Raw genomic sequence first — 20,353 nt, 5'->3', positions numbered from 1 at the left:
CAGGCTCCTCGCCTCCCTAGGCTCGCCGCACACCGAGCGACCGGAGGTCTTGATGAGTCCGATGATCCGTGCCGCCGTCTTCCAGACCGCGTGGACCGGCGACAAGGAGTCGATGATCCGGGTCCACGAGCAGGCCGCCCGCGACGCCGCCGCCCAGGGTGCCCAAGTGCTCTGCTTCCAGGAGCTGTTCTACGGACCGTACTTCTGCCAGGTGCAGGACCCGGCGTTCTACGAGTACGCCGAGCACATCCCGGACGGGCCCGTCGTCCGGCGCTTCCAGACCCTGGCACGGGAACTGGGAATCGTCCTGGTACTGCCGATGTACGAGGAGGAGCAGCCCGGGGTCCTCTACAACACGGCCGCCGTGATCGACGCCGACGGCAGCTACCTCGGCAAGTACCGCAAGACGCACATCCCGCAGGTCAAGGGCTTCTGGGAGAAGTTCTACTTCCGTCCCGGCAACAGCGGCTGGCCCGTCTTCGACACCAAGGCCGGCCGGATCGGCGTCTACATCTGCTACGACCGCCACTTCCCCGAGGGCTGGCGCGCGCTGGGCCTCGCGGGCGCCGAGATCGTCTTCAATCCCTCCGCCACCTCACGCGGCCTCTCCGGCTACCTCTGGCAGCTGGAACAGCCGGCGGCGGCCGTCGCCAACGAGTACTTCGTCGGCGCGATCAACCGGGTGGGCGTGGAGGAGTACGGGGACAACGACTTCTACGGCACGAGCTACTTCGTCGACCCGGAGGCCCAGTTCGTCGGCGAGCCGGCGAGCGACAAGGAGACCGAACTCGTCGTCCGCGACCTGGACCTGGCAAAGCTCAGGGAGGTCCGCGACCGCTGGCAGTTCTACCGCGACCGCGCCCCGGGCGCCTATGGCCCCCTGACAGCGCCCTGAGGGAGAGCACACCCGGCACGACCCACCGCGAGGAGCGACCATGAGCCGGACACTGATCCACGGCGGCCTCGTCATCACCGCTTCCGACGAGATCCACGCCGACGTCCTGATCGAGGACGGCCGCATCGCCGCCATCGGCGCCGCGGGCGTCCTCACCGCCGACCGCACCATCGACGCCACCGGCAAGTACGTCATCCCGGGCGGGGTCGACGCCCACACCCACATGGAGCTGCCCTTCGGCGGCACCTTCGCCTCCGACACCTTCGAGACCGGCACCCGCGCCGCCGCCTGGGGCGGCACCACCACGATCGTCGACTTCGCCGTGCAGAGCGTCGGCCACGCCCTGCGCGAGGGCCTGGACGCCTGGCACGCCAAGGCGGAGGGGAACTGCGCGATCGACTACGGCTTCCACATGATCGTCTCCGATGTGAACCAGGAGACGCTGAAGGAGATGGACCTCCTGGTCGAGGAGGGCGTGACCAGCTTCAAGCAGTTCATGGCGTACCCGGGCGTCTTCTACTCCGACGACGGCCAGATCCTGCGCGCCATGCAGCGCTCCGCCGGCAACGGTGGGCTGATCATGATGCACGCCGAGAACGGCATCGCGATCGACGTGCTGGTCGAGCAGGCCCTGGCGCGCGGCGAGACCGACCCACGCTTCCACGGCGAGGTCCGGGGGGCCCTGCTCGAGGCCGAGGCCACGCACCGCGCCATCCGGCTCGCCCAGGTCGCCGGCGCCCCGCTGTACGTCGTCCACGTCTCCGCCACCGAGGCGGTGGCCGAGCTGGCGCGGGCCCGCGACGAGGGCCTGAACGTCTTCGGGGAGACCTGCCCGCAGTATCTGTTCCTGTCCACCGACAACCTCGCCGAGCCCGACTTCGAGGGCGCCAAGTACGTGTGCAGCACCCCGCTGCGGCCCAAGGAGCACCAGGCGGCGCTCTGGCGGGGCCTGCGCACCAACGACCTCCAGGTGGTCTCCACCGACCACTGCCCGTTCTGCTTCACCGGCCAGAAGGAACTCGGCCGCGGCGACTTCTCCAGGATCCCCAACGGCCTGCCGGGCGTGGAGAACCGTATGGACCTGCTCCACCAGGCCGTCGTCGACGGACACATCTCCCGCCGGCGCTGGATCGAGATCGCCTGCGCCACCCCGGCCCGCATGTTCGGCCTGTACCCGAAGAAGGGCACCATCGCGCCGGGCGCCGACGCCGACGTCGTGATCTACGACCCCGGCGCCGAGCAGGTCATCTCCGCCGGCACCCATCACATGAACGTCGACTACTCGGCCTACGAGGGCAAGCGCGTCACCGGCCGCGTCGAGACCGTCCTCTCGCGCGGCGTCCCCGTCATCACCGACCGGGAGTACACCGGACGCGCCGGGCACGGCGTCTACACCCCGCGTTCCACCTGTCAGTACCTCACCTAGGAGCCCCGCCCATGGACTTCGGACTCGTCCTGCAGACCGACCCGCCTGCCTCGCGGGTGGTCGGCCTGATGAAGCGCGCCGAGCGCAACGGCTTCACCCATGGCTGGACCTTCGACTCCGCCGTGCTGTGGCAGGAACCCTTTGTGATCTACAGCCAGATCCTGGCCAGCACCACGAAACTGAAGGTCGGCCCGATGGTCACCAACCCGGGCACCCGCACCTGGGAGGTCACCGCCTCCACCTTCGCCACCCTCAACGACATGTTCGGCAACCGCACCGTCTGCGGCATCGGACGCGGCGACTCCGCGATGCGCGTCGCCGGACGCAGACCCAACACGCTGGCCCGCCTCGGCGAGGCGATCGGTGTGATCCGCGACCTCGCCGAGGGACGGGAGGCCGAGGTCGACGGACAGCCGCTGCGGCTCCCGTGGGTGCGGGAGGGCAAGTTGCCCGTCTGGATGGCGGCGTACGGACCCAAGGCGCTCGCCCTGGCCGGGCACAAGGCCGACGGGTTCATCCTCCAGCTCGCCGACCCGTACCTCACCGAGTGGATGGTGAAGGCGGTGCGCGCCGCCGCCGAGGAGGCCGGACGTGATCCCGCGTCCGTCACCGTCTGCGTCGCCGCCCCCGCGTACGTCGGTGACGATCTGGCGCACGCCCGTGAGCAGTGCCGCTGGTTCGGCGGGATGGTCGGCAACCACGTCGCCGACCTGGTCGCCCGCTACGGCGAGCACTCCGACCTGGTCCCCGAGGCGCTGACGGCGTACATCAAGGAACGGCACGGCTACGACTACAGCCACCACGGACGGGCCGGCAATCCCTCCACGGACTTCGTGCCCGACGAGATCGTCGACCGGTTCTGCCTGCTCGGCCCGGCCGAGGCGCACATCGAGAAGCTCAAGGCCCTGCGCGAGCTGGGCGTGGACCAGTTCGCCGTCTACGACATGCACGACGCGCAGGAAACGACGATCGACGCCTACGGAGCGGAGATCATCCCGGCCCTCCACCGCTGACCGGTACCACTGCCCGAAGGACACGCCCATGACCGCGACCGTCCCGCCCGTGCCGTCCGAGAATCCCATACCCGACCCGGCGGGACGCGTCGAACTCCCGCCGGGCGTCACCCTCACCGACAGCCGCTTCGTCAACGACGACCTGCTGCCGGTGCCGCTGGCCCGCCGCCGCTGGACGACGTACAACTTCACCGCCCTGTGGGTGGGGATGGCGCACAACATCCCCTCCTGGCTGCTCGCCTCCGGCCTCGTCGCGCTGGGCATGGACTGGAAACAGGCCGTGTTCACCATCGCGCTGGCCAACGTCATCGTGCTCGCGCCGATGCTGCTGACCGGTCACGCCGGCCCCAAGTACGGCATCCCGTTCCCGGTGCTGGCCCGGGCCTCGTTCGGGCTGCGCGGCGCCAACCTGCCGGCGATGATCCGGGCCGGGGTGGCCTGCGCCTGGTTCGGCATCCAGACCTGGATCGGCGGCCAGGGCATCTTCGTGCTGCTCGGCAAGCTCTTCGGCGGCTGGGCGGAGGCGTCGCGGGTCGGCGGGCAGCCGTGGACGCTGTGGGTGTGCTTCGTGCTGTTCTGGGCCCTCGAACTGGCCATCATCTACCGGGGGATGGAGACACTGCGCCGGTTCGAGAACTGGGCCGCCCCGTTCGTCATCGTCGGCGCGCTGGTGCTGCTGGCCTGGATCACCAACAAGGCCGGCGGCCTCGGACCGCTCCTGGACCAGCCCTCGCGGCTCGGCTGGGGCGCGGACTTCTGGCCGGTGTTCTTCCCCTCCCTGATGGGCATGATCGCCTTCTGGTCGACCCTGAGTCTCAACATCCCCGACTTCACCCGCTTCGGCGCGGGCCAGCGCGCCCAGGTGTGGGGCCAGACCCTCGGACTGCCCACCACGATGACCCTGTTCGCGCTGCTGTCCGTGTTCGTCACCTCCGGCAGCCAGGCGGTCTACGGTGCCCCGGTGTGGGACCCGGTCGCACTCGCCGGGCGCACGGACAACGTCTTCGGGCTGCTCTTCGCGCTGGTGACGGTGCTCGTCGCCACCATCTCGGTGAACATCGCGGCCAACGTGGTCTCACCCGCGTACGACCTGGCGAACCTGGCGCCCCGGTTCATCAGCTTCCGCACCGGCGCGCTGGTCACCGGTGTGGTCGGTGTGCTGATCATGCCGTGGAAGCTCACCGAGACGCCCGAGCTGTACATCTTCACCTGGCTGGGTCTCGTCGGCGGACTCCTCGGCACCGTCGCCGGCATCCTCATCGCCGACTACTGGCTGCTCCGCCGCACCTCCCTGGACCTGCCCGACCTGTACACCCCGGGCGGACGCTACTGGTACACCTCCGGCTGGAACCTGCGCGCCGTCGCCGCCTTCCTGATCGGCGGGGTGCTCGCGGTCGGCGGCTCCCACTCGGCTCCCGGCAAGGGGCCCTTCCCCGAGGACGGGCTGATCCCCTTCCTCAAGCCCCTCGCGGACTACGGCTGGGCGGTGGGCCTCGCCGCGTCGCTCGTGGTCTATCTCGCGCTGATGGCCCGGCACCGGAGGGTGTGAGCGGCCGGAGGCGGGTTCACCGCGGTGTGGTGCGGGCGCGGAGGTGCGCGCGTTCCCCTTGGTGGCCGAGGAGGCTGAGGATCTCGACCGGGTGTTCGTCGGCGTTGCCGAACCAGTGGGGGGTGCGGGTGTCGAACTCGGCGGCCTCGCCCGGGCTCATGATCAGGTCGTTGTCGCCCAGGACAAGGCGCAGCCGGCCGTCGAGGACGTAGAGCCATTCGTAGCCCTCGTGGCTGGCCTGCTCCGGTTCGGGCGAGCGCGTCTTCGGCGAGATGATCAATTTGTAGGCCTGCAGGCTGCCTGCCCGTCGGGTGAGCGGCAGCATGGTCATGCCGTGACGGGTGACAGGTTGCAGGTGCAGGCGGGGGTCGCCCGTCTGCGGGGCGCCGATGAGCAGGCCGATGTCCACGCGCAGTTCCCGGGCCAGGGGCAGCAGCAGTTCGAGCGTGGGGCGGCGCAGGCCCGCTTCCAGGCGCGAGAGCGTGCTGAGGGAGATCCCGGTGGCCTCCGCCAGGGCGGTCAGGGAAAGGCCGCGCTGGGTCCGCAGTCCCCTGAGGCGCGGGCCGACCGCGGCCATCGTCGCCTGTGTCTCTTCGTCCATCCCTCCACCTTGCCACCGCAGCAAGGATCTTTGCATGCCGAGCGGAGTGGTCCGACTGTGATGGCAGGCGCTCCCACCGGGGCTGCCGCACGGAAGGGGAGCGATGCGATGAGCCACGACAGCGGCAGCGAGCTGAAGGACGCGCGGCGGGAGGCCGCAGCGCCGTCCGGAGCGGCGGTGGCGGTGCGCCGCGGTCCGGTGGCCCTGGCCGTGGTGATCCTGGTGCTGACGCAGCTGATGTTCGTCGTGGACACCTCGATCGTCAATGTGGCCCTGCCCGACATGGGCCGCGAGCTGGGCTTCTCCAGCGCGGGCCTGTCCTGGGTGGTGACCGCCTACGCGCTGGCCTTCGGCGGGCTGATCCTGCTGAGCGGGAAGGCCGGCTCCATGATCGGCCCGCGCCGCGCCCTGCTCCTGGGCGTCGTCGTCTTCGTGATCGCCTCCGTGGCCGGAGGGCTGGCGCCCTCCGCCGGGGTGCTGGTGGCGGCGCGTGCGCTGCAGGGGGTGGGTGCGGCGATCGCGGCGCCCAGCGTGATGGTGCTGCTGATGGGGATCACCGCACCGGGCCCGCAGCGCTCGCGGGCGATGGCGATGTTCGTCCTGGCCGTGGGCGCGGGAGCCGCGGTCGGACTGCTCGCGGGCGGTGTGCTGACACAGACGCTGGGCTGGGAGTGGGTGATGTTCGTCAACGCCCCCGTCGGGCTTGTGGTGTTGGTGGGTGCGGCGCGCAACCTGCCGGAGATGGAGCGCCGGCGCACCTCGCTGGACACCGGCGGCGCCACGGCCTCGGTCCTGACGATGGTGGCGTTGGTGTTCGCCTTCACCTCCGCCGCCGACCGCGGCTGGGGCAGCCCGGTGGTGACCGGGTCGTTCGCCGTCGCCGCCCTCGCACTCGCGGCCCTGGTCGTGTGCGAACGCCGACATCCGCATCCGGTGGTGCCGCCCGCGTTCTTCTCCTCCCTGCGCAGCGCCGGGCCGCTGCTGTCGATGCTGGTCGTCCCCGCCGGGCAGGTCGGCTTCCTGTTCTTCACCACCCTGCTCACCCAGCAGGTGCTCGGCTTCACCCCGATCCGGACCGGACTCGCCCTGGTGCCCTTCACCGTCGGCCTGATCGCCACCAACCAGCTCACCCCCCGGCTGCTGCCGCGGCTGGGCGAGCGCGTCATCGGCAGTGCGGGACTCGCCGGGCTGGTGCTGGGCATCGCCTGGATGGCGCTGGTGGCCGCCGACGCCGACGCGCACACCTCGATCGTCACCGTGCTGCTGCCCTCGATCCTGCTCGGCGCGGGCGCCGGCGCCACGTTCGCCCCCGTCACCGCCGTGATCATGCACCAGGCCCCCGCCGAGCACATCGGCGCCGCCGCCGCCCTCAACCAGGGCCTCCAGCAACTCGGCGGCGGCATGGGCCTGGCCGTCCTGACCAGCGTGCTGTCCGCCACCGGCGGTCTGGAGGACGGCCTGGGAGCAACCCTGCTCGCGACCGCCGCCTTCCCCCTGGCCGGACTGGTTCTGTTCGGCCTCTGGGCGCGCCGCATCCCGGCCCCCGGCACCCCCTCCGCCTGATCACCTCAGACCTCTGGAGAACTCCTATGGGTGACACCGATCCGCGCTACGAAGCCGCGTTCTGGGACCGGCGCTACCACCGGCCCGACCCCTTATGGAGCGGCCGGCCCAACGCCGCCCTCGTCGAAGAGGCGGACACGCTGACTCCAGGGACGGCGCTGGAGGCGGGATGCGGCGAGGGCGCCGACGCCCTCTGGCTGGCCCGGGCGGGCTGGCAGGTCACCGGTACCGACTTCTCCGCCCAGGCCCTCGCCCGCGCGGCCGGCCACACCCCGGCCGCCCTGGCCGGCCGCCTCACCTGGCAGCAGGCCGACCTCCGCACCTGGACACCCCACGACGACGGAGCCCCGCGCTACGACCTCGTCACCGCCTCGTTCCTCCACTTCCCCTCGCCCCTGCGCCGCGCCGTCTTCGCCGCCCTCGCCTCACGCGTCGCCCCCGACGGGCATCTGGTGATCATCGGGCACCACCCCGGCGACCTGGACACCGCCATGCCCCGCCCGCCCGAGCCCGACATCTTCTACACCGCCGACGACCTCACCGACGACCTCCCCGCACACGCCTGGCAGGCCCTCACCCGAACCGCCCGCCCCCGCACGGCCACCACACCCGACGGCCGGCAGGTCACCGTCCACGACACCGTCCTGACCGCTCGCCGCACCCGTTAGCCCCGGCCCGCACACAGCCGGCACCGCACAGGAAAGAGCACGACCATGCACCACGACCTCGCCCAGCAGACCGCTCTGGTCACCGGCGCCACCGCCGGCATCGGACGGGCCACCGCCCTGGCCCTGGCAGCCCGCGGCGCCGACGTCGTCGTCCACGGCCGCGACGAGCAGCGCGCCGCCGACACCGTTCGGCGCATCGAAGCGCTGGGCGCCAAAGCCCGCTTCGAGCCCGCCGACCTGTCCGACCCCGCGCAGGTGACCGCTCTGGCCGACCGCGCCGGAGCCGTCGACATCCTGGTCAACAACGCGGGGATCTTCCACTTCGCCCGCACCGTCGACACCACCCCCGCCACCTTCGACGCGCACATCGACATCAACCTCCGCGCCCCCTACCTCCTCGTCCAGGCCCTCGCCCCCGGCATGGCCGAGCGCGGCCGCGGCGCCATCATCAATGTCAGCAGCGGCGCGGCCGGCACCCCCGGCCTCGGCAGCGGCGTCTACGGGGCCACCAAAGCCGCCCTGGAATCCCTCACCCGGGTATGGGCCGCCGAGTTCGGCCCCGCCGGAGTCCGCGTCAACGCCGTCGCCGCCGGGCCCACCCGCACCGAGGGCACCGCCGGCTACGGCGACGCCTTCGAATCCGCGGGACAGGCCGTCGCCCTCCGGCGCCTCGCCGATCCGGAGGAAATCGCCGGAGCCATCGCCTTCATGGCCTGCTCCGACGCCAGTTACGTCAACGGCGCCACACTCCTCGCGATGGGCGGTCAGCCCGCCCTCGGCTGACCGTCGGACAGCGCGGGTGCTAGCGGGCCGTGCCGAAGTCCTGGGTCCAGTAGGACCCGGGCTGGGCGAGGCCGACGCCGATCTCCTCGAAGGAGCAGTTGAGGATGTTCGCCTTGTGGCCGGGGCTGGTCATCCAGCCCTGCATCACCTGCTCCGGGGTGGAGTAGCCGTAGGCGACGTTCTCGCCATAGGTGCTCCAGCTGTAGCCGGCGCGGGTGATGCGGTCGCCGGGGGAGGAGCCGTCGGAGCCGGTGTGCGACATGGTGCCGCTCGCCGCCATGTCCTCGCTGTGCTTCTGCGCCGCCTCGGTCAGGGTGGCGTTCACCTTCACCGGGGAGCAACCGGCCTTGGCGCGTTCGGCGTTGACGAGTTCCACGACCTCGGCGACGGCGCCCGAGGCCTGGGCGCCGTCCGTCGGGGCGGGGCTGGAAGCGGTCGCGGAGGGCTCGGGAGCGGCGGTGGTGGGCGCGGGGGCGGCCGTGGACGGCTTGGGAGCGGCCGTGGTCGGCTTCGGAGCCGAGGCCGCGGGCTTCGAGGCGGGCTGGGAGGCGGGCGCCTCGGGAGCCTTCGTCTTCTTCTTCCCCGGCTTGTGCGACGGCTCGGCGCCTTGGCGCTTCGACGTGCCGGGCCTGTCGGGGCCCTGGGTGGCGGACGGCGTGTCCGACGGGGCCGCGCGGCGCTCGCCGTGCTGCTGGCCGCTCCACTGCCGGTACCAGTCGGGCCCGTCCCAGCGGTCGCGGTCCGCGACGGAGGCGGCGGAGTCCCGGTGCTGCCGTTCCTCACCGCCGGGCCAGTCCGTACAGGCCATGGCGACCGAGGGTATGCCTATGACGCCGATGGAGAGTGCCGCGACGACCGTGCGGCGGTACTGCTGCTGATGGCGGTGCTTTCCCATGAGTGACCTCACCCCTGCTGTCCGGAGGCTGGTCATTCTTCGGACGGCCCGCCGCCCGGTGCAAAGGGCTCTCCTACTACCGCGTCTCGTAGCTCCACGGGGGCCTTGCGGTGAGCGGGGGAGCGTGTTGACCCCCTGGTGAGGGGCGCCTCGGGACGCCTGTCGCCTCGTCAGAAAGCCTCATGCAGCCCGCGGGCGACGGCATCAGCCTCGCCGCCCGGCCGCCCACCGCCGCGTCCGGGACCGCTTCCGTGGCAAGCCGGACAAGTCCACTATGTCGTCGGCGGGGTTCCTACTAAGCGACCCGGGCAGATCACCAAACCGGTGTGGCGGATGTCACGGAACCATCAATTCCGGATTGCCGTCACCCGTCCCCCAGGGCGGCCACGGCCTCCTTGGCCGCCTTGATCGCGCCCTTGTTGATCACATCCGTACCCGGCGCCTTCTTCGACTCGAAGTCGCTGCCGTTGTACGTCACGATCACCAGCGCGTTGGCGGCGCGCGCCACCACCACACCCTCACGGGTCTGCTGCTTGTCCTCGGTGGTCAGATTCACCACCGAGTACGCCTCGTCCCCGAGCCCGGGAACCGCGCCCCCGCCGCTCTTCTCCTCCAGCCGCCCCTGGTACGACTTCTCCGCCGCCTCGTCGGACTCCAGCACCTCGAAGGACACGTCGAGCCACCGGTAGTCGTAGCCCTTGAGAGCGTTCCAGGAGCAGGTGCGGCGCAGGTCGGCGTCGGTGGACGGTATCTCCTTGCCGGCCGTCTTGGCCCCGGGCACAAGGGACTTGATGCTCTTGTCGGAGACGCTGTCGCACGGCGCGGGCGCCGCGGCGTACGTCTTCACCGCCTGGGTCTCGGACGGGGCGGTGGCCGACTGGGTCTTCGTCTTCTCGGTGGGGCTCTTGTCGGCGGCGGCCTCCTGAGTGGCCAGCGGACCGGAGGACAGGGCCCAGCCCGCGGCGGCGAGGACGACCACCGGGGACAGGCGCGCGGTCAGGGCGATCGGCAGAGAAGAAAAGGAAGGCACGGCGCACTTCTCGTGGGGGAAGGTGCGGAGGGAGTCCGCACTGCGGACGGGACGCCAGTGTCACACGCATCGCAGTGGTGCGGAAGGGTCAACTCGCTCCGTAGGCGCGCGGTGACGGGGACGCACCGTCCGAGGCGGCCGGTTGCCTCGATTCCTCTGGGAAACAAACGATTTGGGCGACTCGGGGCACGCGTTGGGCGGCTCAGGGCACGCGCGCGATCCACTCCGGCGTCGTGAACTTGCTCCCCGTCAACTCCTGTGCGCGGGCCAGTTCCTCGTCCGTCACCTTCCCGTCGGCGAGACCGTACCGGGCGCGGAACGAGTCGACCATCCGCTCGATGACGGCCTCGCGCGGCAGACCGGTCTGCCGGCGCAGCGGATCCACCCGCTTCTTCGCGCTCTTCGTGCCTTTGTCGGACATCTTCTCCCGCCCGATGCGCAGCACCTCGAGCATCTTGTCGGCGTCGATGTCGTACGCCATCGTCACGTGGTGCAGCACCGCGCCCGGGCCCCCGTCGGGACCCACCATCCGCTTCTGCGCGGCCCCGGCGATCTTGCCCTGCTCGGTGGCGATGTCGTTGAGCGGCTGGTACCAGGCCCGGATGCCCATCTCACCGAGCGCGCCGAGTACCCAGTCGTCGAGGTAGGCGTAGCTGTCCTGGAATGACAGCCCCTGCACCAGCGCCTCGGGCACCGACAGCGAGTACGTGATGGTGTTGCCGGGCTCCACGAACATCGCTCCGCCGCCGGAGACCCGGCGCACCACCTCAATGCCGTGCCGCCGCGCGCCCTCGGGGTCCACCTCGTTGCGCAGCGACTGGAAACTGCCGATGATCACGGCCGGGGCGCCCCACTCCCACACCCGCAGCGTCGGGGGGCGCCGGCCGGCGGCGACCTCGGCGGTGAGCACCTCGTCCAGCGCCATGTGCAGGGCGGGGGACTGCGGTCCCTCGTGGACGAACTGCCAGTCGTAGTCGGTCCAGTCGGTGGCGTGCGCCAGCGCGCGGCGCACCGCGATGCCGACGCCCTCGGAGGTGAGCCCGTACATCACGGTGCCCTCGGGGAGGGCCGCGTCGATCCGCGCGGCCAGACCGGCGGCGTCGGTGTCGGCGGGGGCGCCGTCCAGCGCGCCGTTCACGGCGTCCAGGGCCTCGTCCGGTTCCAGGAAGAAGTCGCCCGCCACCCGGGGGTGCCGCAGCACACCGTCCGCCACTTCCACGTCCACGACGACGAGCTTGCCGCCGGGAATCTTGTACTCACCGTGCACGGCTCCGCCTTTCCCTCTGCCGACCGGGCCAACACCGACGGGGGCGATGTTGTTCCCGGCCCGTGGTTTCCGGCCCGTGGTTTCCGGCCCGTGGTTTCCGGCCGCGCCGCCGGGCGCCGGGTGTGACCCCGGTGCCCGGCGGCGCGGACAGGGGACGCGTCGGTCAGCGGGCGCCGACCTCGACGGGGGTGCTCGCGCTCGTCTCACTCCCCACCTGGAACGTCAGGGACGTGCGGCCCGCGATCGTCGGGTCGACGGCCCGGACGGCCACCCACGCGCGGGACTCGGAGATCTTGCCCGACAGCGCCAGGTTGACCTTGGAGAAGGTGAGGCTCCGGCCGTCCGGGGAGAGCCGGCCGATGAACTGCTTGATGGCTCCGTCGCTGTCCATCACCGTCAGCTGGTAGCCGGGATTGCCCTGCTCCACGAACCGCAGTCCCATGCCCTGGGGCAGGGTGACGGTGACGGTCTGCTCGGCGACCGGCCCCTCGTGGGTGGTGAGGTGCACCCCGGGGTAGCCCTCGGAACCCCCGGCGGTCAGCCTGACGTCCGGCGGCCCGCCCGGGGCCACGGAGAAGTCGGCGGTGCGGGCGGCCGTGTAGCGGAAGTAGACGCTCCCGAGCTGGAAGGCGTCCTCCGGCCGGTCCGGATTCCAGCTCAGGGCGCTGGCCTTGCCGTCGGAGGTGTTGGTCGACTGCGGCCAGACCAGGAACCGGTAGTAGCCCGGCTTGTCACCCTCGTCGAGCAGGTTGACCGCGTCCAGGATGCGCTTGTCGCGGGTGCCGGCGTCCGAGTGGCCCTTGACGTTGAGCCTGACCGGAGCGGGAGTGAGGTGGGACGGCGTGCCGTCCTCGTGCACCAGCTGGTAATACACGTGGTCGCTGTTGTTGCCCGGCAGGTCCCTCCTGTCCTGCCGGGGGTTGACCAGGTCGACGATGAACTTGTCGGCGATGTAGCCGTTGTCCGCCACGCATCCGAAGCCGGCCTGGCTGTTGGGGGTCCCGCCCCAGCCCGTGTCATAGGGCAGACGGACGAAGGGCCGCCCGATCCGCCCGTTGTTCGGGTCGTAGGCCGGCCAGAGGACCTCCAGTTCCACATGCGTGGTGCGGGTGGAGCCGTCGCTGAGGTGGACCTTCACGCCGAGCCGGTAGCCGCGGCTGTACTCGCCCCGCTCCGGGGCCGCGTCGACGTTGAGGTCACCGCGCAGGGTGAAGGTGAGCACGTCGGAGTCCGCGAGGAACGTCACGTCGATGACCTCGTACTCCTGGTTGATGCCACCTTGGCCGCGCGGCACCTGGACGGCGGTGATGTACGACCGGTCGTCCCGGCCGTAGTAGGCGTACTCGACCTTGCTGATCCTGACGCCCATGCCGACCCGGATGCGGCCGTCGTACCGGAACTCGGAGTCCCACACCGAGAACCGGTTCGCGTACCCGAGGGTCCTGATGCCCGTCAGCTCCGGGTCCGAGGCCCGGACCTCGGCAGGCGCCGCCGCCACGGCCACCGCTGTTGCTGATGCGTTCATGTCCATCTCCTTGTGTGTGGTGGGCGCATGGCCCTGGTGGAAGTACCGCTGCGGGGACGACGTGGACGGTGGTGGCCCGCGCGGTCCGGTGCCGGGGGTGAGGGTGCGCTGGGGCATGGTGGGGCGGCCTCCCGGGGACGCCGGGGACTCGGCGCTCAGTGGCGGTGGTGGGTCTGGGCTCCGGAGCGCCGTGGCAGGCACGGGCGGGGATCGCCGCCACGCGGCGCGCCGACGTCGCCCGGGCCGTGCCCCGTCTCGGAGGCGTCGACGAGCGCGCCGAGAGGGCGCACGGGAACCTCGCGCCGGGGGCGCGTCCCGGGCAGTGACTCGATGGCGTCGCACCACAGGTCCAGGTCGGGTGCGGCGCTCAGCTCGAGGGACCGGGCCCTGGCCCGCCGGGAGGCTCTGGCCCAGGTGTCCGGGTCCTTCAGGGACGCCAGGGCGCCGATCCAGGCGTTCAGGTCGTCGCGGTAGGCGAAGATCCCGGCCTGGCCCAGGGACTCCACCAGTCCGGGGGTCGGATGGGCGATCACGGGGATGCCGGAGGCGAACGCCTCCACCGCCACCCGCCCCCACGACTCGTACAGGCTCGGCATGAGCACCACGCGGGAGCGGTTGTAGACGTGCTCGCGCATCTGCTGCCCGGGCACCGAGTCGAGCACCTCGCAGTTGGGCAGCCGCGGCGGCGGCATGATCTGCTGACCGTAGGCACCCTGGACGCCCAGGAACCTCCACTCGGGCGCCCAGGCGGCGATCTGCCAGAACAGCTCACCGCCCTTGTCGGGGTTGAGGTTGACGAGGGTGGCGCAGTCGCCGGGCCGCGTCCGGTACTCCTCGGCGATCACGGGCGGACGGACGACGATGCTCTGCCGCGGCAGGAACTCCCGCGGGTAGCGGGCGTAGAAGATCTCGCCGTCCCGGCGGATCCACTCGCTGTTGTAGACGACCAGATCAGCCCCCGCCGCGTCGTGGAAACTGGTGGCGAAGTTGTCGTGGCAGATCACGGCCAGCGGGATGAGACGTTCCCGGGACAGCCCCGCCACCAGGGGCACGTTCTCGTAGTGGGACACCAGCACGTCCGCCTTGTGGGCGTCGGCGGCGAAGTCCATGCCCTCCTGGAAGGGAACGACCCGCACCCCGTCGATCTCGTAGGTCTTCACGCTCCTGCCGGGGTGCGACAGCCAGACCGAGACATGATGGCCGCGCTCGGCGAGGGGACGCAGCATCGAATGCAGCATCCACTCCGAGCCGGCGTTGTGGTCCGGCGGATATCCGTACACCCGGGCCACGATGGTCATGCGCCGCACGGTCGGTGCCACGGCCAGTCGGTAGGGGCGCGATGCCATCTGGTGCACCAAGGGTTTCCCTCCGGAGGGGACGAAGTGTGGCGAGCGGTGGCGAAGCGGGGCCGCGTCGGCCGCCAACTCCGCCTTCTCCATTGGGCCTTGCGACTCCCGTACGGAACCAGTGCCTCCGCCCGAAACCACCGGTACGTGCCCTCCCGAGGCACACGCCCGGGAAGCGCACGACGCGAAGCAAACGACCACTCGCGCCGGTCGCGAACAAGCCACCTTCCGCCCCCACTTCAGCCACGCACCGCCGAGGAGAGGGACCACCCGTGCCTTGCCGCACTCTTGCTGCACGCCGACAAGGGCATATGACAGTGGAGGCAGGGCGCCGACATGCAGGCATACGTGCTGACCCGGTACGGGGACGCGAGCGCGATGGAGTTCCGGGACGTCCCCGAGCCGACGGCGGACGACGGCCAGGTGCTCATCGGGGTGCGGGCGGCAGGGCTGAACCCGATCGACATCAAGGTCCGCGAAGGCAGGTTGAAGATGCTGACCCGCCTCGATCTCCCCCTGGTGGCGGGCAGCGAGCTGGCCGGCGTGGTCGAGGCGGTCGGCGCGGGCGTCACCCGTTTCGCGGCCGGCGACCGGGTGTTCGCCCGGGTCGACAAGACCCAGCTCGGCGCCTGTGCCCCTTACGCCGTCGTGGACGAGACACTGGTGGCGAGGATGCCCGAGTCCCTGGACTTCACCGACGCGGCGGGGTTGCCACTGGCCGGGCTGACCGCCCTGCAGGCGCTTCGTGACGTGGTGGGCGTCGCCAAGGGGGACAAGGTGTTCATCTCCGGCGGAGCCGGGGGCGTCGGCACCCTCGCCCTCCAGCTCGCCGTCTGGATGGGGGCCGAGGTGGCCACTACCGCGTCGCCCCGCGGCGAGGAACTGGTGTGCTCTCTCGGGGCCGGGACGGTCATCGACTACCACGAGCAGCGGTTCAAGGACATCCTCGGCGATTACGACGGCGCCCTCGACCTGACCGGCGGGCAGGACCTGCCGGACAGCTTCGACATCCTCAAGCGGGGAGCCACGACGGCCTCCGTCGCGGGCATCCCCGATCCGGCCGCCGGGCGCGAGAGGGGCGCGGGCCCGGTGGTGACCGCCGCGTTGAGGGCGGCGAGCGCCAGGATCCGTCGCCGGGCTCGGAAGAAGGGCGTCAACTACCGGTTCATGTTCATGCGCCCCAGCGGCCAGGACCTCGCCGTGCTGGCCGACCTCGTCACCGAGGGAAGGCTGAAGACCGTGACCGACCGGGTCTTCCCGTTCGCGCGGATCCCCGAGGCGTTCACCTATCTCGGACAGGGCCATGCCAAGGGCAAGGTCGTCGTCCAGCTGTGAGCCGGCACCGCGGGTAGGCGCCGGGGCGTCAGTGAGTGCGCGCCCGAGCAGATACGCCACATGCCGCGTCGAGCACACATCGTGTTGCCTGCACGCGGGTGGACCTCACCAGGGAGGGCGCCCCCCGCGCACCGGACTCGGACGTCCTGCCCGGGCCGAACGCGAGGTCCTGCGATGGCTGATGCGGGCGGACCTACGGCCGGCGCACGGCGCGCAGGACGGTGTCGTGGGTGTGGCGGGTGCCCGCCGGGGCCGGTCCGGTGCGCGGGCGGGTGGTGTGGACCAGGATGGTCCAGTCCGGGGCGAGGAGTGGGGCGATGTCGTCGGGCTGGTAGTAGTCGGCGGGATCGAAGTCGCCGGAGGCGGTGAGGCCGTCGCGGGCGTGGGTGGCGAAGAGCAGCGTGCCGCCGGGGGCGACCGCGTCGAGCAGGCGGCGCAGCGTGGTGTGGCCGGGGCGGCGGCGGAGCGGGAAGTAGTGGAGGGACACCAGGTCGAAGCCGGCGGCCGGGGGCGGGGTGACGGTGAGGTCGGCCTGCTGCCAGGACACGCGGGCCCGGAGGCCGGGGTCGGCTGCTGCGGCGGCGCGTCGCAGGGCGGTGGCGGAGATGTCGACGGCGGTGACCTGCCAGCCCTGCCGGGCCAGCCAGAGTGCGTCGGCTCCTTCGCCGCAGCCGACGTCGAGAGCCCGGCCCGGTGTCAGGCCGGTGACTTCGCCGACGAGTACCGGGTTGGGGCTGCCGCTGAACACGTGCTCCCGGCTGCGGTACATGTCGTCCCAGTGCTGAGCGTCCACGGGGTCGGTTCTCCTCGGTCGCTTGGACGGCGGGGGTGCACCGTCACGGTGCTGCCGATTCGACGAGTGGGCAAAGCTCTTTGCGGAAACCGAAAAGCACGGGCAGGGTGAAGGTATGGACGACGATGTGGAGGCAGTGCTGGCGGCCGTCGGCCCACGGCTGCGCGAGCTGCGGCGGCGCCGCGGTGTCACCCTGACCGCGCTGTCGCAGACCACCGGCATCCCGATCAGCATTCTGTCCCGGCTCGAATCCGGGCAGCGCAAACCGGGCCTGGAACTGCTGCTGCCGCTGGCCCGCGCCTACCGGCTGCCGGTCGAGGAGCTGATCGGCGCGCCCACCGAGCTGGACCCCCGGGTGTATCCGCAGCCCTTCACCCGCAATGGCATGACCGTCGTCCCGCTCTCGCGCACACCCGGGGGACTGCAGGCGTTCAAGCACATCCTGCCCGCCGGCCTGACCGACGGCCGCGAGCCCGACCCCCGCTCCCACGAGGGCTACCACTGGCTCTACGTCCTGCGAGGCCGCCTGCGCATCGTTCTCGGTGACAACGACTTCATCCTCACCGAGGGCGAGGTCGCCGAATTCGACACCCACCTCCCGCACTGGTTCGGCAACGCCGACGAACGCCCGGTGGAATTCCTCAGCATCCTCGGCCCGCAGGGCGAACGCGTCCACATCAGGGCCAGCCACCGCCCCGGGGAAACCCCTCCACGCTGAACAGGGGGCATGGAAGGCGCGCGGGGCGGTCGATAGCCTGCCGGGGGAGCGGGCGACCTCTCCTGCGTGCCCGGCGCCCGGGCCGCTCCACGTACGACGAGGTGAGAGGCTGTATGTTCACGACCCGCCCCACCCTTCAGGGCACCTTCGGCATGGTGTCCTCCACCCACTGGCTGGCCTCGCAGTCGGCGATGGCCGTGCTGGAGGACGGCGGCAACGCCTACGACGCGGCCGTGGCCGGGGCCTTCGTGCTGCATGTCGTCGAGCCGCACCTGAACGGCCCGGCCGGCGAGGTGCCGATCCTGCTCGCGCCGGCCGGCGGTGAGGTACGGGTGCTGTGCGGGCAGGGCGTGGCACCGGCGGGGGCGACCGTCGCCCACTACACCGGGCTCGGCCTGGACCTCGTCCCCGGTACGGGGCCGCTCGCCGCGGCCGTGCCCGGCGCCTTCGACGCCTGGATGCTGCTGCTGCGCGATCACGGGACCAAGCCGCTCGCCGACGTGCTCAAGTACGCCATCGGGTACGCCGAGGACGGGCACCCGCCCGTGGAGCGGATCGGCCAGACCGTCGAGACCGTGCGCGAGCTGTTCGAGACGGAGTGGACCTCCTCGGCCGAGGTGTATCTGCCGGGCGGCCGGTCCCCGCGCCCCGGTGAGCTGCTGCGCAACCCCGCCCTCGTCGCCACCTGGAAGCGGCTGCTCGCCGAGGTCGCCGGGGCCGGTGACCGGGAGGCGCAGATCGACGCCGCGCGGGAGGTGTGGCGCCACGGGTTCATAGCCGAGGCCCTGGTCCGGCAGGCCGGGCGCCCGACCCTGGACACCAGCGGCGCACACCACACCGGCACACTGACCGCCCACGACCTCGCCGGCTGGTCCGCCGGCTACGAGGACCCGGTGACGTACGACTACGACGGCTGGACCGTGTGCAAGGCCGGACCCTGGAGCCAGGGCCCGGTGCTGCTCCAGCAGCTCGCCCTGCTCCCGCCCGAGCTGCCCCGCTACGGCTCAGCCGACTACCTGCACCTCCTGATCGAGGGCTGCAAGCTGGCCATGGCCGACCGCGAGGCCTGGTACGGGGACGCGGCCGAGGTGCCGCTCGACGACCTGCTGTCGGCCGAGTACAACGCCGAGCGGCGGACCAAGGTCGGCCCCCGCGCCTCCCACGACCTGCGGCCGGGCAGCCCCGGCGGACGCATACCCCGGCTCAGCACCCGCGCGCGCGTGGTGGTCACCGACGACCCCGGCTCCGTCCCGATGGGCGTCGGGGAGCCCACGGTCGCCAAGAGCCCCACGTCCCCCGTGCCCGGCGAGCCGGAGGTCTCCGCCGACGGCGGCACCCGCGGCGACACCTGCCACCTGGACATCGTGGACCGCTGGGGCAACATGGTCGCGGCCACGCCCAGCGGCGGCTGGCTCCAGTCCAACCCCATCGTGCCCGAGCTGGGCTTCCCGCTCGGCACCCGGCTGCAGATGACCTGGCTGGAGGAGGGCCTGCCCAACACCCTCACCCCGGGCCGGCGCCCCCGCACCACCCTCACACCGTCCCTGGCGCTGCGCGACGGCGTGCCCGTCATGGCGTTCGGCACCCCCGGCGGCGACCAGCAGGACCAGTGGCAGCTGCACTTCTTCCTCGCCGTCGCCCTGCGCGCCGAGGTGCGCGGCGGACTCGACCTCCAGGGCGCCATCGACGCCCCGAACTGGCACAACGACAGCTTCCCCGGCTCCTTCTACCCGCGCGGCATGCGCCCGGGCAGTGTCACCGTCGAGTCCCGCACCGACCCGGCGGTGGTGGAGGCGCTGCGCCGGCGCGGCCACGAGGTGACCGTCGGCGACGCCTGGTCGGAGGGCCGGCTGTGCGCCGTCGCACGAGACCCGGCCACCGGCGTCCTCTCCGGGGCGGCCAATCCGCGCGGCCAGCAGGGTTACGCGGTGGGCCGCTGAGCCCAGGAAGACAGGGGCAGGGAGCCCATGGCGCGAGGGGTCGGCACCCCGATTTCCCACTGATTCCACCCGGAGTGCACCGGGAGGGACGGGAATGTCAGTGCGGCGTGCTCTCATGGAGTCATGATCGAGAACCACAGTGAAACCATCGACGAGTTTCTCGCCCGGCACGCCTCCGACGTGGAGGCGACCGTCCGCAAGGCGGCGGCGCAGGACATCATGCCGCGCTGGCGCCGCCTCGCCGAGCACGAGGTGGACCACAAGACCGGCCCGCACGACCTGGTGACCGACGCCGACCGCGACGCGGAGCTGTATCTCACCGGGGCGCTCGCCGCCCTGCTGCCCGGCTCCGTCGTCGTGGGGGAGGAGGCGGTGCACGCCGATCCCGCCTCCTACGAGGCGATACGCGGCGAGGCCCCGGTCTGGATCGTCGACCCCGTCGACGGGACCCGCCAGTTCGTGCGCGGCGACACCGGCTTCTGCACCCTGGTCGCCCTCGCCCTGCGCGGCGTGGTGCACGCGTCCTGGACCTACGCCCCTGCCCGCGGCGAATTCGCCACGGCCGTCCGGGGACAGGGCGCCCTCCTCGACGGCAAGCCGCTGCGCGCCGGCTCCCCGGACCCGGGCAGCGCGCTGCGCGTCGCCACCTCCCACCCGGACTACACGACGGACACCCAGAAGCGCGCCCTGCTCGGCCTGCGCACCGACGGCGTGGCCCCGCGCCCCTGCGGCTCGGCCGGCCTCGAGTACCTGGCCGTCGCCCGCGGTACGTCGGAGGCCACCGCGTTCTCCTGGGAGGCCGCGTGGGACCACGCGGCCGGGCTGCTGCTCGTGGCGGAGGCCGGGGGCACCCACCTCACCCGCGCGGGCAGCCCCTTCGACATCAGGGGAGGCAACGCCCTGCCCTTCACCGCGGCCCGGGACGCGGCCACCGCGCGGCGCGTGGTCTCCCTGCTGTCGGCGGGCGCCTGACCCGTCCCCGTGCCGAAGGCCCCGGAAGTCCGCC

General features: G+C 71.9%; 18 protein-coding genes. 11 read left to right on the top strand and 7 right to left on the bottom strand.

What is annotated here, in order from left to right; translation table 11 throughout:
• Window positions 1-52: 52 nt before the first annotated feature.
• The 4 genes from AC5L3C_RS06175 to AC5L3C_RS06160 are packed head-to-tail and all read left to right on the top strand — an operon-like array spanning window position 53 to window position 4,883.
• Window positions 53-895, top strand: coding sequence for a nitrilase-related carbon-nitrogen hydrolase (locus AC5L3C_RS06175; RefSeq protein ID WP_493647460.1), 843 nt, complete (start codon window positions 53-55; stop codon window positions 893-895).
• 40 nt (window positions 896-935) lie between these two features.
• Window positions 936-2,321: a dihydropyrimidinase gene (gene hydA, locus AC5L3C_RS06170; protein WP_493647458.1), complete on the top strand. Its 1,386-nt coding sequence runs from the start codon at window positions 936-938 to the stop codon at window positions 2,319-2,321.
• A gap of 11 nt (window positions 2,322-2,332) precedes the next feature.
• Entirely contained in the window at window positions 2,333-3,334 is a 1,002-nt protein-coding gene (locus AC5L3C_RS06165; protein WP_125503058.1) for a TIGR03842 family LLM class F420-dependent oxidoreductase, read from the top strand.
• A 28-nt stretch (window positions 3,335-3,362) separates the two neighbouring features.
• Window positions 3,363-4,883 carry an NCS1 family nucleobase:cation symporter-1 gene (locus AC5L3C_RS06160; protein WP_493647456.1) on the top strand — a complete coding sequence of 507 codons (1,521 nt, stop codon included), beginning with the start codon at window positions 3,363-3,365 and terminating at the stop codon, window positions 4,881-4,883.
• Window positions 4,884-4,899: 16 nt separating this feature from the next.
• Here the strand turns inward: AC5L3C_RS06160 and AC5L3C_RS06155 are convergent, their stop codons facing one another.
• Complete coding sequence (locus tag AC5L3C_RS06155) at window positions 4,900-5,484, bottom strand: helix-turn-helix domain-containing protein (RefSeq protein WP_125503054.1); 585 nt, start codon at window positions 5,482-5,484, stop codon at window positions 4,900-4,902.
• 108 nt (window positions 5,485-5,592) lie between these two features.
• Here AC5L3C_RS06155 and AC5L3C_RS06150 point away from each other — a divergent pair, with 108 nt between their 5' ends.
• From AC5L3C_RS06150 to AC5L3C_RS06140, 3 genes are read left to right on the top strand one after another with little or no spacing between them, the layout of a single operon-like run.
• Window positions 5,593-7,047 carry an MFS transporter gene (locus AC5L3C_RS06150; RefSeq protein ID WP_164555572.1) on the top strand — a complete coding sequence of 485 codons (1,455 nt, stop codon included), beginning with the start codon at window positions 5,593-5,595 and terminating at the stop codon, window positions 7,045-7,047.
• A gap of 26 nt (window positions 7,048-7,073) precedes the next feature.
• On the top strand, window positions 7,074-7,715 hold the full coding sequence (locus tag AC5L3C_RS06145; protein ID WP_125503050.1) for a class I SAM-dependent methyltransferase: 642 nt from the start codon (window positions 7,074-7,076) through the stop codon (window positions 7,713-7,715).
• A gap of 45 nt (window positions 7,716-7,760) precedes the next feature.
• Entirely contained in the window at window positions 7,761-8,498 is a 738-nt protein-coding gene (locus AC5L3C_RS06140; protein WP_125503048.1) for an SDR family NAD(P)-dependent oxidoreductase, read from the top strand.
• 19 nt (window positions 8,499-8,517) lie between these two features.
• Here AC5L3C_RS06140 and AC5L3C_RS06135 read toward each other — a convergent pair whose 3' ends face one another.
• The 5 genes from AC5L3C_RS06135 to AC5L3C_RS06115 form a co-directional block, all read right to left on the bottom strand.
• Window positions 8,518-9,393: a CAP domain-containing protein gene (locus tag AC5L3C_RS06135; RefSeq protein ID WP_125503046.1), complete on the bottom strand. Its 876-nt coding sequence runs from the start codon at window positions 9,391-9,393 to the stop codon at window positions 8,518-8,520.
• Between the two features lie 364 nt (window positions 9,394-9,757).
• Window positions 9,758-10,423, bottom strand: coding sequence for a hypothetical protein (locus AC5L3C_RS06130; protein WP_493647453.1), 666 nt, complete (start codon window positions 10,421-10,423; stop codon window positions 9,758-9,760).
• A 202-nt stretch (window positions 10,424-10,625) separates the two neighbouring features.
• The gene (lplAB, locus tag AC5L3C_RS06125; protein ID WP_493647451.1) at window positions 10,626-11,690 is read right to left on the bottom strand and encodes a lipoate-protein ligase LplAB; all 1,065 of its coding nucleotides are present in this window, start codon (window positions 11,688-11,690) and stop codon (window positions 10,626-10,628) included.
• Between the two features lie 163 nt (window positions 11,691-11,853).
• Window positions 11,854-13,215, bottom strand: coding sequence for a hypothetical protein (locus tag AC5L3C_RS06120; RefSeq protein WP_493647449.1), 1,362 nt, complete (start codon window positions 13,213-13,215; stop codon window positions 11,854-11,856).
• A 155-nt stretch (window positions 13,216-13,370) separates the two neighbouring features.
• The gene (locus tag AC5L3C_RS06115; protein ID WP_493647447.1) at window positions 13,371-14,513 is read right to left on the bottom strand and encodes a glycosyltransferase family 4 protein; all 1,143 of its coding nucleotides are present in this window, start codon (window positions 14,511-14,513) and stop codon (window positions 13,371-13,373) included.
• 384 nt (window positions 14,514-14,897) lie between these two features.
• Here AC5L3C_RS06115 and AC5L3C_RS06110 point away from each other — a divergent pair, with 384 nt between their 5' ends.
• The gene (locus AC5L3C_RS06110; RefSeq protein ID WP_125503040.1) at window positions 14,898-15,896 is read left to right on the top strand and encodes an NADP-dependent oxidoreductase; all 999 of its coding nucleotides are present in this window, start codon (window positions 14,898-14,900) and stop codon (window positions 15,894-15,896) included.
• Between the two features lie 193 nt (window positions 15,897-16,089).
• Here AC5L3C_RS06110 and AC5L3C_RS06105 read toward each other — a convergent pair whose 3' ends face one another.
• Window positions 16,090-16,689 (bottom strand): class I SAM-dependent methyltransferase, encoded by a 600-nt coding sequence (locus tag AC5L3C_RS06105; RefSeq protein WP_125503038.1) that lies wholly within the window; start codon window positions 16,687-16,689, stop codon window positions 16,090-16,092.
• Between the two features lie 115 nt (window positions 16,690-16,804).
• Here AC5L3C_RS06105 and AC5L3C_RS06100 point away from each other — a divergent pair, with 115 nt between their 5' ends.
• From AC5L3C_RS06100 to AC5L3C_RS06090, 3 genes are all read left to right on the top strand, one after another.
• A complete protein-coding gene (locus tag AC5L3C_RS06100) occupies window positions 16,805-17,407 on the top strand; it encodes a helix-turn-helix domain-containing protein (RefSeq protein WP_493647445.1) in 603 nt (200 codons plus the stop codon).
• A 113-nt stretch (window positions 17,408-17,520) separates the two neighbouring features.
• Window positions 17,521-19,347: a gamma-glutamyltransferase family protein gene (locus tag AC5L3C_RS06095; protein ID WP_493647443.1), complete on the top strand. Its 1,827-nt coding sequence runs from the start codon at window positions 17,521-17,523 to the stop codon at window positions 19,345-19,347.
• A gap of 123 nt (window positions 19,348-19,470) precedes the next feature.
• Window positions 19,471-20,319 carry an inositol monophosphatase family protein gene (locus tag AC5L3C_RS06090; protein WP_493647441.1) on the top strand — a complete coding sequence of 283 codons (849 nt, stop codon included), beginning with the start codon at window positions 19,471-19,473 and terminating at the stop codon, window positions 20,317-20,319.
• Window positions 20,320-20,353 lie beyond the last annotated feature (34 nt).

The organism is Streptomyces speibonae (assembly GCF_984686075.1).
Note: the sequence above shows the minus strand (reverse complement) of the source record. Positions and strands in the feature narration are given on the sequence as shown.

Bases quoted from the DNA above. Each gene is read 5' to 3' on its own strand.
- AC5L3C_RS06115 (WP_493647447.1), bottom strand. From the start codon at position 14,513: ATGACCATCGTGGCCCGGGTGTACGGATATCCGCCGGACCACAACGCC.
- AC5L3C_RS06150 (WP_164555572.1), top strand. From the start codon at position 5,593: ATGAGCCACGACAGCGGCAGCGAGCTGAAGGACGCGCGGCGGGAGGCC.
- AC5L3C_RS06145 (WP_125503050.1), top strand. From the start codon at position 7,074: ATGGGTGACACCGATCCGCGCTACGAAGCCGCGTTCTGGGACCGGCGC.
- AC5L3C_RS06165 (WP_125503058.1), top strand. From the start codon at position 2,333: ATGGACTTCGGACTCGTCCTGCAGACCGACCCGCCTGCCTCGCGGGTG.
- AC5L3C_RS06120 (WP_493647449.1), bottom strand. From the start codon at position 13,215: ATGAACGCATCAGCAACAGCGGTGGCCGTGGCGGCGGCGCCTGCCGAG.
- hydA (WP_493647458.1), top strand. From the start codon at position 936: ATGAGCCGGACACTGATCCACGGCGGCCTCGTCATCACCGCTTCCGAC.
- AC5L3C_RS06135 (WP_125503046.1), bottom strand. From the start codon at position 9,393: ATGGGAAAGCACCGCCATCAGCAGCAGTACCGCCGCACGGTCGTCGCG.
- AC5L3C_RS06100 (WP_493647445.1), top strand. From the start codon at position 16,805: ATGGACGACGATGTGGAGGCAGTGCTGGCGGCCGTCGGCCCACGGCTG.
- AC5L3C_RS06175 (WP_493647460.1), top strand. From the start codon at position 53: ATGAGTCCGATGATCCGTGCCGCCGTCTTCCAGACCGCGTGGACCGGC.
- AC5L3C_RS06140 (WP_125503048.1), top strand. From the start codon at position 7,761: ATGCACCACGACCTCGCCCAGCAGACCGCTCTGGTCACCGGCGCCACC.
- AC5L3C_RS06090 (WP_493647441.1), top strand. From the start codon at position 19,471: ATGATCGAGAACCACAGTGAAACCATCGACGAGTTTCTCGCCCGGCAC.
- AC5L3C_RS06110 (WP_125503040.1), top strand. From the start codon at position 14,898: ATGCAGGCATACGTGCTGACCCGGTACGGGGACGCGAGCGCGATGGAG.
- AC5L3C_RS06160 (WP_493647456.1), top strand. From the start codon at position 3,363: ATGACCGCGACCGTCCCGCCCGTGCCGTCCGAGAATCCCATACCCGAC.
- AC5L3C_RS06095 (WP_493647443.1), top strand. From the start codon at position 17,521: ATGTTCACGACCCGCCCCACCCTTCAGGGCACCTTCGGCATGGTGTCC.
- AC5L3C_RS06155 (WP_125503054.1), bottom strand. From the start codon at position 5,484: ATGGACGAAGAGACACAGGCGACGATGGCCGCGGTCGGCCCGCGCCTC.